This is a genomic window from Treponema sp. (assembly GCF_045657965.1).
GTDB lineage: Bacteria > Spirochaetota > Spirochaetia > Treponematales > Treponemataceae > Treponema_D.
Map to the genome: position 1 here is coordinate 1 of NZ_JAZOUG010000208.1, position 15,088 is coordinate 15,088.

Consider the following 15,088-nt stretch of genomic DNA (forward strand, 5'->3'; position numbering starts at 1 on the left):
TCACCTCGGTGGTGACGACTGGGATCGTGCTATCGTAAACTGGCTTATTGCAGGCTTCAAGGCAGACACAGGAATCGACTTGAGTGGAGACGCAATGGCTTTGCAGCGTCTTCGTGACGAAGCAGAAAAGGCAAAAATCGCTCTTTCAAACCAGACAACTGTTGACATCAACCTTCCGTTCATCACAGCAGATGCAACAGGTCCAAAACATTTGCAGAGAAGCCTTTCTCGCGCAGAATTCGAAAAAATGACAGATGACCTCTTCGAGCGCACAAAAGAGCCATGCCGCAAGGCACTCGCTGATGCAGGCATCTCAACAAGCGACATCGACGAAGTTCTTTTGGTCGGTGGTTCAAGCCGAATGCCAAAAGTTCAGGAAATCGTAAAGGCAATCTTCGGAAAAGAAGGAAGCCGTGCTGTCAACCCGGATGAAGCAGTTGCAATCGGTGCTGCAGTTCAGGGCGGCGTTTTGCAGGGCGATGTAAAAGACATCCTCTTGCTCGATGTTACACCACTTTCACTTGGTATCGAGACAATGGGCGGCGTTATGACAAAGCTCATCGCACGAAACACAACAATTCCTACAAAGAAGAGCCAGGTCTTCTCTACTGCAGCCGACGGACAGACAGCAGTTTCTATCCATGTATTGCAGGGTGAGCGCGAAATGGCAAGCCAGAACCGCACTCTCGGAAACTTTGACCTGGTCGGAATCCCAGCAGCTCCACGCGGCGTTCCACAGATTGAAGTTACATTCGATATCGATGCAAACGGTATCGTCCATGTTAGCGCAAAAGACCTGGGAACAGGAAAAGAGCAGCACATCCAGATTACTTCATCAAGCGGCCTGAGCGAAGAAGAAATCAACCGCATGGTAAAAGATGCAGAAGCAAATGCTGAAGCAGACAAAAAACAGCGTGAAGCAATCGATGTTAAAAACGAAGCAGACAGCCTTGTTTACCAGACAGAAAAGAGCATGAAAGAGCTCGGTGACAAAATCAAAGATGCCGACAAACAGGCAATCGAAGATGCACTCGCTGCCCTCAAAAAGGCAATCGAAGGCAACGACACTGAAGACATCAAGGCAAAAACAGAAGCTTTGAAGAACGCTTCATACAAAATCGCCGAAGAAATCTACAAGCAGCAGGGAGCTCAAGGCGCACAGCCAGGAGCAGATGCAGGTGCAAATGCCGGAGCCGACGCAAATGCTGGTGCTGATTCAAACAATGGCAGCAAATTCGACAAGGGCAGTGCTGACGACGTAGAGTACGAAGTACATTAATCTATGAAGATTTTAGGAACGACATATTTTTGCCGTTCCAAGCCAGCTGAAACGCGGAGCCGGCGTTCTGACAAAATCCCACTTGAGTTATTTTTGAAAAAAATAAGCTCCGTGGGATTTTTGGCAGGTTGCAGGCGGGAGCGTTTTAGTTGTTTTTAAAGCAATGTTAAAAATATAGGTGTTTACAAAATCATGGCTGGGAAAAGAGATTATTACGAAGTTTTAGGAATTCAAAAGAACGCTACTGAGGATGAAATCAAAAAGGCTTACCGAAAATTGGCCGTAAAGTATCATCCTGACCGGAATCCGGGCAACAAGGAAGCTGAAGAAAAATTTAAAGAGGCAACCGAGGCGTATGAAGTTCTTTCTGATGACCAGAAACGTCCAATCTATGACCAGTATGGTTTTGCCGGTCTTGACGGAATGGGTGGCGGAGCTGGCGGTGCTGGATACAGCCATGCTTTCCACGACTTCTCAGACCTTTTCGGCAATATGGGCGGCGGAATGGGCGGAGGATTTTCCGACATTTTCGAAAATATTTTCGGAGGCGGAAGGTCTTCCCGCCGCTCTCGCCCGGATGAGCCGCAGCAGGGGCAGAGCCTTCGCTACGACCTTAACATTTCATTTAAAGATGCCGTTTACGGAACAAAGGCTGAAATTACTTTCCAGCACAACGAAGCTTGTACTGAATGTGGCGGTTCAGGAGGAGCTAAAGGCTCTAAAAGAAAAGCCTGTTCAACCTGTGGTGGAAGTGGTCAGGTTCGCCGTCAGGCAGGTTTTTTTGCCGTTCAGCAGACCTGTCCTTCATGCGGTGGAGCCGGAACTAAAATCGACAAACCTTGTACAAAGTGCCGTGGAACAGGCTATGAAACTGTCACCAAAAAAATGTCGCTTACAATTCCGGCCGGTGTTGATGACGGAAAACGCATCGCAATTCCACGCATGGGAGACGTTGGTGCAAACGGAGGACCGGCAGGCGATTTAATCGTTGTTCTCCATGTTGAACAGCACGAATACTTTGAACGCGACGGACGCGATTTGTACTGTGCAATTCCGGTTACTTTTGCTCAGGCAGCTTTGGGAGTTACTCTCGACATTACTTCTCTCGACGGCAAAAAAATTAAGTTTGCTCTGCCTAGCGGAACAACAAACGGCAAGCTTTATAAAATCAAGGGTGAAGGAGTTCCGTTTGGTGATGCCAGAAAAGGCGATTTGTACGTAAAAATTATCGTACAGATTCCAACTCACCTTACAAGTGAGCAGAAACACCTCATGGAAGAATTTGCAAAAATCGAAAATGCTACAACTTCCCCTGGATGTGTTCCGCTTTCAAGTTTAAGCCGATAAAAAAACTGATTATCCTGCCGATAATCTTTATATGAAAAGCCTGTCTGATTCGAGTGATATTATTTTTGATTCTGTTTCCTTTCAGAAATACATTGAGCCCGGCTGTGACAGGCTTAATTTTTTAAAAGACTATTTTTCTGAGCGCGGAGTTTCTACTTCAGTAATTACACTTGAAGACAAAAAACATCTTTATGTAAATTTTCCGTCTTCTGCATACAATCCGATGTTTAAAATCAAAACGATAATTTCTCATTATGACCGTGTGGAAGGCAGCCCAGGTGCGAACGACAATTCCTTTGCGAATTTTGCGATTGCTGACTTTGCGGCGAAACTTTTCAATTCAAGGAAAGTCCACAATATCCGGATTTTTTTCACGGACGGAGAAGAGCTTGGGGCAGAGGGTGTTTCTTCCCAGGGAGCCTTTGCCCTCGCCGACTTGTTCAGAAAACTTGGAATCGTGAATGATGATGTCTATGTCTTCGATGCGTGCGGGCGGGGAGAGGTCGCCGTTCTTGCGAGGGCTGGAATTGATTCAAAAATCACGGGGGCATTCAAAAAGAAGTTCATGGATTTGTACGAGCGGACTCAAAATCTTTTGAAACTTGCGGCAACCAATTCCTGGATGAGTCTTCCGGTTCCTTACAGTGACAATGCCGGATTTCTTGCCTGCGGAATCCCTGCCGTTGCAATTACATTTTTGCCGAAGGAAGAAGCTGCTTTTTATTACAAAAACTTAATGTCTGATAAAAATCTTGAAAAAGCCGTAATGAACTGCAGGATTGATTCTTCTGTATCAAGCAAAATTGACCTTTCGATTCAAAAATTTAAATATCAGGAAAAAATGCCTTTAACCTGGCGGCTTTTTCATACAGAATATGACAATTTTTTCAGCATTACTAAAGAAAGTTTTAAATTATTGAAGAAAATATTAAATTCATTAGCCGAATTAAAAAATATGTGTTAAAATAATCTTATATTCTTTAGAGGAGAAAATAATGGCTGAAGAAAACAAAGAAATTTCAGAACCACAGAAAGAAATCAACACTCTTGTTGCTAAAGCTCAGAAAGCGCTTGAGGCTTACGCTTCTTACGATCAGGAAAAAATCGACTACATCGTTGCAAAAGCCAGCGTTGCAGCCCTTGATCATCATGGATCCCTTGCAAAACTTGCCGTAGAAGAAACAAAACGCGGTGTATTTGAAGATAAAGCTACAAAAAACCTTTTTGCATGTGAATATGTCGTTAACCACATGCGTCATCTTAAAACTGTCGGCGTTATCGAAGATGATGATGTTACAGGTATTGTAAAAATTGCAGAACCAGTCGGAGTTGTTGCAGGTCTTACTCCTGTTACAAACCCTACATCAACTGCAATCTTCAAGTCTCTCATCTGTCTTAAGACACGAAATCCAATCATCTTCTCTTTCCACCCGAGCGCAATCAAATGTTCTATCGCAGCCGCAAAGGTTGTTTATGATGCAGCAGTTGCAGCGGGTGCTCCAAAAGACTGTATCCAGTGGATTGAAGAGCCTTCCCTCGAAAAAACGAATCTTTTGATTGGTCACGAAGGAGTTGCAACAATTCTCGCAACCGGCGGAAACGCAATGGTTCGCTCTGCTTACTCTCAGGGTAAACCTGCCCTCGGTGTTGGTGCAGGTAACGTTCCGGCTTATGTCGAAAAGACCTGTAATCTTAAACAGGCAATTAACGACATCGTAATGTCAAAAGCATTCGACAACGGCATGATTTGTGCTTCTGAACAGGGCGCAATCATCGACAAGGAAATCTACAGCGACGCAATCAAAACCTTCAAAGAGTACCGCGCATATCTTTGTAACGATAAAGAAAAGAAAATGCTCGAAAAATACATGTTCGGCGTAGACGGCGACCCAAGCGTTGCAAAACTCAATGCTGTTGTTCCGGGCATGAATCCGGTTGTTCTTGCTAAAAACGCTGGCTTCGATATTCCTGAGCGCACAAGCATTATCCTTGCAGAATGTAAAGAAGTCGGAGTTAACGAGCCGCTTACACGCGAAAAGCTTTCACCGGTTTTGGCTGTCCTCAAAGCTTCAAGCACAGAAGACGGTCTTAACAAGTCCAAGCAGTTCCTCGAATTCGGCGGTCTTGGTCACTCAGCTGCAATCCACACTTCAAACAAAGAACTTGCAGAAAAATTCGGCGATTTGGTTCCTGCAATCCGCGTAATCTGGAACTCTCCTTCAACCTTCGGCGGTATCGGTAATGTTTACAACGCATTCATTCCGTCACTCACACTTGGCTGCGGTTCTTACGGACACAACTCAACAGACGACAACGTAAGCGCAGTAAATCTTTTGAACATCAAAAAATTAGGCAGGAGACGAAATAATATGCAGTGGTTCAAAGTACCGTCAAAAATCTTCTTTGAGCGTGATTCAATCGAATACATCCATCAGATGAAGGATGTTCATAAAGTTATCATCGTAACAGACCGCTCTATGGTTGAGCTTGGCTTCGTTGACAAAATCACTGACCAGCTCAAGCTCCGCCGTGACCCTGTTCAGTACCAGCTCTTCTGTGATGTTGAGCCTGATCCTTCTATTCAGACTGTACGCGAAGGTGTTGAACTTATGCGCACATTCGCCCCGGACACAATCATCGCTCTAGGTGGTGGCTCTTCTATGGACTGTGCAAAGGGCATGTGGCTCTTCTACGAGTACCCGGAAGTTGACTTCAACGACCTCAAACAGAAGTTCATGGATATCCGTAAGCGTGCTTTCCGCTACCCTGACCTTGGCAAAAAAGCTCAGCTCGTTTGTATCCCGACAACATCAGGAACCGGTTCAGAGGTTACTCCTTTCGCTGTTATCACGGACAAAGAGGAGCACAAAAAGTATCCTCTCGCTGACTATTCTCTCACACCGACAATTGCTATCGTTGACCCGACATTCACTTACAGCCTGCCTAAGAAAATCGTTGCCGATACAGGTATGGATGTTCTCACCCACGCAACTGAGGCTTATGTTTCTACAATGGCAAACGACTACACAGACGGTTTGTGTATCCAGGCTATCAAAATGGTCTTCAAGTACCTTGAACGAAGCTACAACAACGGCAAGGACGACCCTGAAGCAAAAGAAAAGATGCACAACGCTTCTTGTCTTGCAGGTATGGCATTCGCAAACGCGTTCCTCGGTATGAACCACTCAATGGCTCACAAAATCGGCGGTGAATTCCATGTTCCGCACGGACGGGCTAACGCTATCCTCTTGCCGTTTACAATCCGCTACAACGGAACTCAGCCTGACAAGCTTTCAACATGGCCGAAATACAACTATTACAAGGCAGCTGAACGCTATTGTGAACTTGCCCGCATGCTCGGGCTTCCAGCTAAAACAGTTGAAGAAGGCGTAGAATCTTACGCTAAGGCTTGTGGTGAGCTTGGAAAACGACTTGGAATCGTCATGAACTTCAAGGGGCAGGGCCTCGACGAAAAAGAATATCTTGCAAACGTCGAAAAGCTTGCATACCTTGCATACGAAGACCAGTGTTCACCGGTCAACCCTCGTGTACCGCTCGTTGAAGATATGAAGAAGATTCTCACAGACGCTTACTACACGGAAGAATTTACGGAAAAGAACTAAAGTTCTTTTCCTGACAAGAAACTTCTGTTCACCTAAAGGTAAACAGAAGTTTCTTGCGGCTTTTGTTTGATATTGCACCCTGCTGCTTGAATAAAGTGGCGGGGTGTTTTTATAATATTTCTATGACTCCAGCTCAGTTTCAGATTTTTTCTGCTTTTCGAAATGATTTCCGCTCTTACTGTGATTCGCTTAATTCTTCTTTTGGCGAACTTTTAAAACCTCTTCAGATTGAAGCCCGTCTTAAAGATACTCCTGAATATCCGCTGGAAACCCCTGTCGTTTATAATACGGCTCTTGATGAGATTACTGAGGCGAGCGAAATCCGCATGATTGTGATTGGAGATAATCCGGGCAAAGACGAGCAAAGGGAGAAGAACAAAAAATACCTAGTGGGGCAGAGCGGAAAGATTGCGGCCGGTTTTTTTGAGAAAAACACTGAATTTAATACTGACTTTCGTAAGAACGTTATTATTCTGAATAAAACTCCCGTCCATACGGCAAAGACATCGCATTTGAAACACCTGATTAAAAACGGATGCCCCCAGATTCGCGAGCTTGTAAAGGATAGTCAGGTTTTTATGGCTAAAAAAACTGCGGAACTTCACGAGAAGTTGTGCCGGGCTAGTGGTGAAGGGGGAATTGCTCCTGAACTCTGGCTTGTAGGCTATGCCGAGCTTAAAAATAAAGGGCTTTTCCTTGAATATCGGGACGCGCTCAAAAATGCCTACGGAGAAGATTGTGCCTGGAACAAGGTTTTCGTCTTCCAGCATTTTTCCATGAACCGCTTTTCCATTGACCTGAAGGATTTTATGAAAAATCACGAGAATCTTGGAATTGTGGAGGCTGCTCACGAGCTTGGAAGCCTTCATAAAAAAGAGATTTTTGGATAAAACTGCTGTTGTGCTGGGAGTGACGGCGAAGATGTTCGCCTGCATCCTTGCTGCAGGGGGGGCTCGTTTCCTTCACAGGCTAGGGAACAAAGACATAGCCTTTTCCCCACACGGTTTTGAGATAGCGGGGATTTTCCGGTGTCTTTTCAATCTTTTCCCTGAGACGGTTTATGTGGACGGCTACAGTCGGCTCATTTGCGGTGGAATCCATTCCCCAGACATTTTCAAGTAAATCAGCCTTTGAAAAAACTTCTCCCCTGTGAATCGCCAGAAATGCAAGAAGGTCAAATTCCCGCCGCTTGAGCTCGATTTCTTTTCCTCCGACAAAGACCTTCATGGTGCTCAGATAAATCGTAAATTTTCCGCAGGTGATTTTTTCCTTTGTTTCCAGCAGGGATTTTTGAATCCAGTAATTTGAAAGAAAACTTACTAAAATTACAAAAAGGGCAACTGAAAAAACGATTATCACTATTATTTCATAATTTAAAAACGAAATTGGAAGGACTGAGTTCAGTGATTTTTTGTCGGCGTGGCTTGGGTCATAAAGTGCAATCACTTCTTTTGATGAAGTTTTTTTATAAATCAGGTTCTTACCGTCCGCCCTTGAAAAAAAGACGAGCCTGTCATCCTTATTTTCATTCAGGAAATCCTCTTGAAATTCAGAAATGAGCTCAGTTTCTTTTTCCGTTAAATTGTTAAAAAATTCAGCCTTTTCAGTAAAAATTTTAAAATGAAAGCCTATTGAGTCCAGTTCAGCTGTTAAGGCTGCTGCTGAAGAAGAAATGTAATTTTCCCCGGTCTTTGAAAAAACATTGGTTGAGGTGAGCTTTGAGACATTTTCTTCAAAATGATGTATGACTTCTGCCGAAGAAAACTTTTCGCTTTTCGCCGGGTGAAGTTTCCCTGATTTGATGAAAACAACAGTAAAAATCACTGTCAGGGGAATTATTACAGAGCAGAAATTCGTGATTGCAATTTTATTCCTTAAATTCACGATGAAAATCCCCTTAACAAGCTTGGTAATTTGCAAGGGGATTTTATCATATAATAACCTACTGGGTAAATAGGAAAATAAAGATTTTTTAGTTTTTCTTTCTCGTTACTATTTCACTTTGAAACTGTAATACCAGCTTACGGGAATTGAAACGGCTGTCAGCTGCCTTTTGTCGGTAAAGCTGAATCGAACTCCAGATCGGAATGTTCCCATGCTTGTCTTGTGGTCAAAATGCGGGTAGAGCTGGTACCTTGTAAGCGTTTCACCAGCCTTGCTGGATTTCAGTTCGTAGCCTGCAGTGCCCTTCAGGTAAAAGCTTGTGTCTTCATTCAGTTTGTAAAGAAGCCTTGCGGCAGTATACCAGGGAAATTTAGTGTCGTAATAGCGGTTGCCTGAGCCGTCTCCAATGTCGTTTGTAAGTCCCAAAAGTCCTTCTGCATATACAGAAAAACCTGTTCCACTTAAAATCCATTGCAAGGAAAGCTGCAGGGCGTCTTTTGTATTCTGAAGGTATGCACCTTTGTAATTTCGGATGTAGCCGCCTGCCACCTTGAAGGCATGTATTGCATCGAACCCAGCAAAAACACCAAAACTTCCGGCCTTGTCGGTAATGTTCTGGACGGTGGCTCCTATGTTAAAGTCATTTTTCAGTTCATAGGACGCGCCAAAGTTGAATACCGCCTCTTCACCAGGTTCTGTTGCTGCCCCAAGACGGAAGCCTGCCGCCTGTAAAAGAATTCCTGCTCCATCGGCACCGGTAAGCTTTCCGTGAATGGTATACTCGTCGTTTGCCGGAAGGTAAGAAGCCGGAATGACGAATTTTGAGAAGAAGGAATTTCCTGCAAGAAGGGTGGCAAAACTTACAGGCTTGAAGCCCAGGTAGCCTTTTAAGTCCAGAGAAAAATCCTCATCCTCATCCTCATCTTCTTTTGCGTCCAGACTTGCCAGATCAAGTCGGATTCGGCCGTCAAGTTCAGGGGAAGAGAGGTCCAGTTGCGCGCGCTCTCCAATTGAAAACTTTTTTTTCTGAAATTCATCGTTTTCGTCTTTTAAATAGCGGATGAAGTCTGAGGAGCTAAGGTTATCGACATTTCCTCCAAAGGTGTTTGTAAAGGTCAATGTCTGGGCAAAAACAGCGCCTTCAAAAATCAGCAGCAAAAGTGCCTGAAGTAAAATCGTCTTTTTCATATCAGTCAACATTCCTTGCAAGACGGAAGCCTGCATAATTTCCGCAGTAACCTGACTGACGCAGCTGCCATCTTGCGCTTACTCTCTGGAGACTTCCCACATCGTTGAAGCCGCCGCCTCTGAGAACCCTGTTCCGTCCTTTTTCCGGTCCGGATGGATTTTCCTTTATGGAGTCATCGTATTCACCGTAAATGTCCCATACAAATTCCCAGACGTTTCCCGTCATGTCATAAAGTCCAAGCTCGTTGGCTTCTTTTTTTGCAACCTGATGGGGAAAGCCGTCGCTGTTTCCAAGATACCAGGCCACGTCACCGAGCTTTCCGCTTCCAGAATAAACGTGGCCCTGACTTGAATTTCCGCCTCTGGCGGCAAATTCCCACTCAGCCTCGGTGGGAAGCCTGTAGCCGTTTGCTTTTCTGTCCCACTCCCAGTTTTCACCTTCTTTCTTTATGTATGCACTCTGCAAGCCTTCTTTTTTGCTCAAGGCATTGCAGAATTCAAGCACTTCCTGAAAGGTAACGTTTTCCACTGGACAAAGGCTTGGATCATCGCAGCAGGTTCCGCCGCATGTAAAATAACCCGGCGATTTTTTTGTAATTTTTTTATAGAGGCTTCTCGTGACTTCATATTTTGAAATCGAAAAGGATTTTACGGAAACCGTGTGGACTTTTTCGTCGCTCTTTGCATTTGAGTCTGAGCTTCCCATCTCAAAAGTTCCTCCCTCAACATTTACAAAGGAAGAATATACGTTGTCCTTTGCAGAAGAAATTTCCAGCCCAAAAAACAGTAAGACTGCTCCAAAAAGAATTTTTTTCATAAAACCTCCAGATTTTTATTTTTTTAAATGTACGTGACAGTCTATTTATAAAAAAAATGGTGGACAAGGCTTTTATAACCTAGTTTATAACTAGGTTATAATTTTTACTTTCTGTTTATCTCTGTTTAGATTCCGTTTAGAGTCTTGCGTCAAAAGTCTGTTGGCAAAACGCAGGCTATTTTTTAATGTTTCCTTACAAATTACCAAATGTATTCTGGAGGAAATATGAAAAGATTTAATTCAAAAAATGTAATGACCGTCTCTTTTGCGGCCCTGACTTTATTTTCTGCGCTTACTTCCTGCGAACATGACAGTGGTGAAGGCGAAAGCCATTATGACTATGTTGCCTCAGGCTTTGTAAAAATTGAAGGCGGCTTGGTAAAAGTAGAAAATTCCGAAGACGCAGAAAGCAGGGGGGTGAAAAACTCAAAAGTCTTTATTGAAGGAAGAAGTATAACAATCAAAAACCTTTATGTAAGTGACCATGAAGTTACCCAGCAGGAATTTCAGAAATATAACTTTTTTGAAGATGGTCCTGTAAAGGGTATGAACAGCGGGGCAAAAATGAGCAATCCGAAAAGCATTGGAGATGAGGCGATTTTTAATGCATACGGAAGCAGTAATACAGAAACAAAACCTTCTGAAAACTCCGGGCTTGGAAACAATTATCCGGCCTATGGAGTAAGCTGGTATGACACTCTGGTTTACTCAAACCTCAGGAGCATTGAGGAAGGATATGCTCCTGTTTACAGCATTCAGGTTGAAGGCATGGACGAAACAGACCCCAGAAAGTGGCCCGGAATAATAGAAGAAAACGGAAAGTATGCGGCTCCCAAACCTGTTACTGGTGAAAATGCCAACACTGAAACCATAGCTTTATGGAACGCCGTAAAATTCAACGAAAATGCTGACGGATATCGTCTTCCGACAGAAGCCGAATGGGAATACATTGCCCGAGGCGGAAAGAAGGGAAAGTTCCCTGAACAGACAAGATATCCGGGAGGCAACCTGATAGACGAAGTTGCATGGTATGCAGGTAACGCACAATTAACTACACATCCTGTAAAGACAAAAAAGGCTGTAAACGAAATCTATGACCTTGCCGGCAATGTTTCTGAATGGGTCTGGGATCTTTTCGGAGATATTGACTCAAACACTCCTGCTTCTGGTCCGGCAGCTCCTGCTCAGGTTAACGGAACTGCTTATTATACCCGTGTCTTGCGCGGTGGTTCTGCAATTTCTGAGAAATCTCTTTCTCTGATTGATGAAGAAAAAGTTCTTCATCAGGAAGGCACGGCATACGAAAATTATGTTTCAAACATAAAGAACAAAGTCCCGGAAAGCCGCCGAAGCAGGAAATGCAACAAGGACTGCGGATGCGGATGTTTCTATGCCTTCCTCGGGTTCCGCCTTGTACGCAACGCAGAATAAGGTCTATTCAACAGAGGAAAGAGTGAGAATTATGCTGAAAAAAACTTACATGACAGTATGCGCATCTCTGGTCTCGTTGATTTTATTTTCCTGCGTTCAGGAAGCCGGAATTCCAGACCCTTATGAAGAAATTAACGGAGCAGACGTTACTGGAAGCCTTGAATATTCAAATTCGGATGATGACTATGTTTTTATTCCGTCTCGTTCGGTCCACATAAACAGCCTCTGGGTAAGCGACCATGAAGTTACGCAGTCAGAATACGAGCGTTTCTGCTGCTATAAAGTTGCTCCTGACGAAGATACGGGAAAAGGCAAAAATTTTCCGGCCTTCAATGTAAGCTGGTTTGACGCCATAATTTACTGCAATTTTTTGAGCGTGAGGGAAGGACTTACTCCGGCCTATTCTGTTGACGGAAGCGTAAATCCGGCATTTTTTCCGGGAGCAGAAAGCTGCAAAAACGCTTCTGGAAAATACCGTGCCCCGGACGATGCGGAAAATCTCTGGACGCAGATTGAATTTAACGAAAGCGCGGACGGTTACCGGCTCCCGACTGAAGCCGAATGGGAATACATTGCCCGTGGCGGAGACGGCGGAATCCCAAAGAATCAGACAAGATACCCGGGAAGTAACAGTGCTGATTCTGTTTCCTGGTACAAGGCAAACTCAGCTTCTGCAATCCACACTCCAGCACAAAAGAAGGAAAATTCCATTTTTATCTATGACCTGGCAGGAAATGTCAAGGAATGGTGCTGGGACTGGTACGGTGAGATAAGTTCTTCAACGGGAGAATTAGGAGCAGATTCCGGTGAAAAACGTGTTTTGCGTGGTGGCGGCTTTGATTCCGAGGTAAAATACTGTGAGGTTTCTGCAAGAGACAGCCTTTATCCTTCTGAACGAAGAAGTTCCGTAGGATTCAGGGTTGTGCGTACTATTTCAGGAAAATCAACCGGTAAAAAACATAGTTCTAGTGGTGGCGGAGACGGAGCTGAAAGTGGCGGTTCATGCTGCAGCGGGGCAGATTCCGGTGAAGGTGCGGATGAGTAGCAGAATGATGGTTGTCAGTGTATATCTATTGCATATTTTTCTACTAAACGCTACTATTTCTGCATAAATATTCATTTTTGTTGCAAAATTTTGCATACAGGAGAAATAATATGGCAAAAGAGAAAGTTGTCCTGGCTTATTCAGGTGGATTGGACACAACGGTAATCATTCCGTGGCTCAAAGAAAATTACGATTACGATGTTATCGCTGTTTGTATTGATGTTGGTCAGGGCGATGACTGGGAAGCAATCAAAGGCCGTGCCCTCAAAACCGGTGCTTCTGCCTGCTATGTTGTTGACGCACGACAGGAATACATCGAAGAATACATCTGGCCTGCCCTCAAGGCAAATGCTGTTTACGAAGACGAATATCTTCTCGGAACTTCAACAGCTCGTCCTCTTATCGGAAAAATCTTGGTTGAATATGCACGCCAGGAAGGTGCTGTTGCAATCTGTCACGGTGCTACAGGTAAAGGAAACGATCAGGTTCGTTTTGAACTTGCAATCAAGGCTTTTGCACCTGATCTCCGCGTAATTGCTGCATGGCGCGATGACAAATGGAACATGGACAGTCGCGAGGCAGAAATCAAATTCCTTGAGGACCGTGGTCTTGAAGTTCCAATGAAAAAAGACCAGTCTTACTCTCGCGACGAGAACATCTGGCACATCAGCCACGAAGGTCTTGAGCTTGAAAAGACTGAGAACGAGCCTAACTATCCTCACATGCTCAAAAATACTGTCGTTCCAGAGAAAGCTCCTGAAGAAGGCGAGTATGTAACAATCGAATGGGAAAAAGGTATTCCTGTTTCTGTCAACGGCAAAAAAATGAACGGGCTTGATTTAATGCTTGAACTCAACAAAATCGGCGGAAAGAACGGTGTCGGCCTGGTTGACATCTGCGAAAACCGCTGCGTCGGCATGAAGAGCCGCGGCGTATACGAAACACCGGGCGGAGCAATCCTTTACTTCGCTCACCGCATGATGGACCACATCTGCCTTGACCGCGACACATATCACTATAAGCAACAGGTTTCTCTCCGCCTTGCAGAATTGATTTACGACGGAAAGGTTTTCACTCCGCTTTATGACGCTCTCATGGCATTCGTCGATTCTACACAGCAGACTGTCACCGGCTGGACTAAAGTTAAGCTCGTTAAAGGTCAGATCCGTGCCGCAGGTTCAGGCTCTAAATACAGCCTCTACAACGAGGACATGGCTTCATTCACAACCGGCGAACTTTACAACCACAAGGACGCTCAGGGCTTCATCACACTGTTTGGTCTCCCGCTCAAAGTACGCGCTATGATGGAACAGAAGGTTGGTGAAGGCAGAGCTATTACAGAAAGCAAAAACCTTAAAAAACGCCCGACGGAGTAAGCAGAATCAAAATTACATCCATGTAATTTTGATTCTAACAAGAAAGTTCTGTTCACCTGAAGGCAAACAGAACTTTCTTGGGCTTTGTGCACGCATCCTTGCGTGCGGCTTCCCCGCAATCCCCGTGCATCCGTGCGGGGATTTTTTTTCTTGTTAGATTAGAAAAATTGTGTTAAAGTCTATCTGAAGGGTTTTTGATGATAAAGATTTGTTTTTCTGCTTTTGTAATAGCCGTAGTTTTTTTAATTGGTGTTGTCTTTAAAAAAATAGGCAAAAATCCTACACCTATTTCAAGAAGTATTCAAAAAGTTTTAATACCTGCTTCATTTTCTTTACTTTCACATATTTGTACAACGTTTGCACCAACTCCATTTTTTGCATCTGTTTTTTTTACTGTATATTTTATTTCTGTTTCCTGGCTTGCAGTTTTTTTAACTGAATTCTGTCAGAGATTTACACAGGTAAAACGTTTCAGCACACTTTTTTATAAATTTATTTATTATTTTACAGTTCTGGTAACTGTTTTATTTATTTTTAATATTCATAACAATATCATTTTTTCAATTAACCCTGTGATTTTTGCTTCTTACGGCTTTTTTGTAATAAAGCCGACTTCTTTGTTTTATGTTCATATGGCAATCGGACTTAGTTTTTACATTTACTGTGTTACTATAGTTTTAATCAAAACTGTCAAATCAGTTTCTTTTTTAAGAGCCAGATATTATTCAGTGCTATTAATGCTTTTTCTTATGCTTTCTTCTGCAGTTTTAAAAGGCGGGGCAGATTTACCGATTGATTTTTCTGTTTTTTTATATTGTATAGTTGTTCCTGTCTGTTATTATATAACTTTTATTCTTGTTCCACGAAGGATTGTCAGAAAATCTTTGGGCTTTGTTGTTGATACATTAAAAAGCGGAATTGTTTTTTGTGATGATGACTGGAAATGTCTTTATGTGAACAGTCATTTTTCAGATTTTTTTAATTGTACTGCTGAAAATGCTCTTTCAATAGAACCAGTTTCAAATTTTCTTGAATTAAAAAAATCTATCGCAGTCGAAAAAAATGACACCTTTATTGAAGAATTTGATTATGAAAAAA

General features: G+C 43.5%; 12 protein-coding genes. 9 read left to right on the plus strand and 3 right to left on the minus strand.

The window, feature by feature from the left end:
- From ACKI5B_RS07665 to ACKI5B_RS07685, 5 genes are all read left to right on the plus strand, one after another.
- A partial coding sequence (locus tag ACKI5B_RS07665; protein ID WP_407427431.1) for an Hsp70 family protein occupies positions 1-1,279 on the plus strand: 1,279 nt, incomplete at its 5' end.
- 192 nt (positions 1,280-1,471) lie between these two features.
- Complete coding sequence (gene dnaJ, locus ACKI5B_RS07670) at positions 1,472-2,626, plus strand: molecular chaperone DnaJ (protein WP_407427433.1); 1,155 nt, start codon at positions 1,472-1,474, stop codon at positions 2,624-2,626.
- A gap of 31 nt (positions 2,627-2,657) precedes the next feature.
- The gene (locus ACKI5B_RS07675) at positions 2,658-3,590 is read left to right on the plus strand and encodes a M28 family peptidase (protein ID WP_407427435.1); all 933 of its coding nucleotides are present in this window, start codon (positions 2,658-2,660) and stop codon (positions 3,588-3,590) included.
- A 31-nt stretch (positions 3,591-3,621) separates the two neighbouring features.
- A complete protein-coding gene (gene adhE, locus ACKI5B_RS07680; protein ID WP_407427437.1) occupies positions 3,622-6,249 on the plus strand; it encodes a bifunctional acetaldehyde-CoA/alcohol dehydrogenase in 2,628 nt (875 codons plus the stop codon).
- A 122-nt stretch (positions 6,250-6,371) separates the two neighbouring features.
- On the plus strand, positions 6,372-7,139 hold the full coding sequence (locus ACKI5B_RS07685) for a hypothetical protein (protein ID WP_407427439.1): 768 nt from the start codon (positions 6,372-6,374) through the stop codon (positions 7,137-7,139).
- Between the two features lie 79 nt (positions 7,140-7,218).
- Here ACKI5B_RS07685 and ACKI5B_RS07690 read toward each other — a convergent pair whose 3' ends face one another.
- From ACKI5B_RS07690 to ACKI5B_RS07700, 3 genes are all read right to left on the minus strand, one after another.
- Complete coding sequence (locus ACKI5B_RS07690) at positions 7,219-8,133, minus strand: winged helix-turn-helix domain-containing protein (RefSeq protein WP_407427441.1); 915 nt, start codon at positions 8,131-8,133, stop codon at positions 7,219-7,221.
- Between the two features lie 108 nt (positions 8,134-8,241).
- Positions 8,242-9,321, minus strand: coding sequence for a hypothetical protein (locus ACKI5B_RS07695; protein ID WP_407427443.1), 1,080 nt, complete (start codon positions 9,319-9,321; stop codon positions 8,242-8,244).
- A gap of 1 nt (position 9,322) precedes the next feature.
- Positions 9,323-10,138 (minus strand): formylglycine-generating enzyme family protein, encoded by an 816-nt coding sequence (locus ACKI5B_RS07700; protein WP_407427444.1) that lies wholly within the window; start codon positions 10,136-10,138, stop codon positions 9,323-9,325.
- Positions 10,139-10,363: 225 nt separating this feature from the next.
- On the opposite strand from ACKI5B_RS07700, the gene ACKI5B_RS07705 reads away from it, so the two are divergent.
- The 4 genes from ACKI5B_RS07705 to ACKI5B_RS07720 all read left to right on the plus strand — a co-directional run.
- The gene (locus tag ACKI5B_RS07705; protein ID WP_407427446.1) at positions 10,364-11,569 is read left to right on the plus strand and encodes a formylglycine-generating enzyme family protein; all 1,206 of its coding nucleotides are present in this window, start codon (positions 10,364-10,366) and stop codon (positions 11,567-11,569) included.
- Between the two features lie 31 nt (positions 11,570-11,600).
- Positions 11,601-12,614, plus strand: a complete 1,014-nt coding sequence (locus tag ACKI5B_RS07710; RefSeq protein ID WP_407427448.1) for a formylglycine-generating enzyme family protein — start codon at positions 11,601-11,603, stop codon at positions 12,612-12,614.
- Positions 12,615-12,724: 110 nt separating this feature from the next.
- Complete coding sequence (locus ACKI5B_RS07715; RefSeq protein ID WP_407427450.1) at positions 12,725-13,990, plus strand: argininosuccinate synthase; 1,266 nt, start codon at positions 12,725-12,727, stop codon at positions 13,988-13,990.
- A 197-nt stretch (positions 13,991-14,187) separates the two neighbouring features.
- Positions 14,188-15,088, plus strand: a 901-nt coding sequence (locus ACKI5B_RS07720; protein ID WP_407427452.1) for a hypothetical protein, incomplete at its 3' end; no start/stop codon positions are given.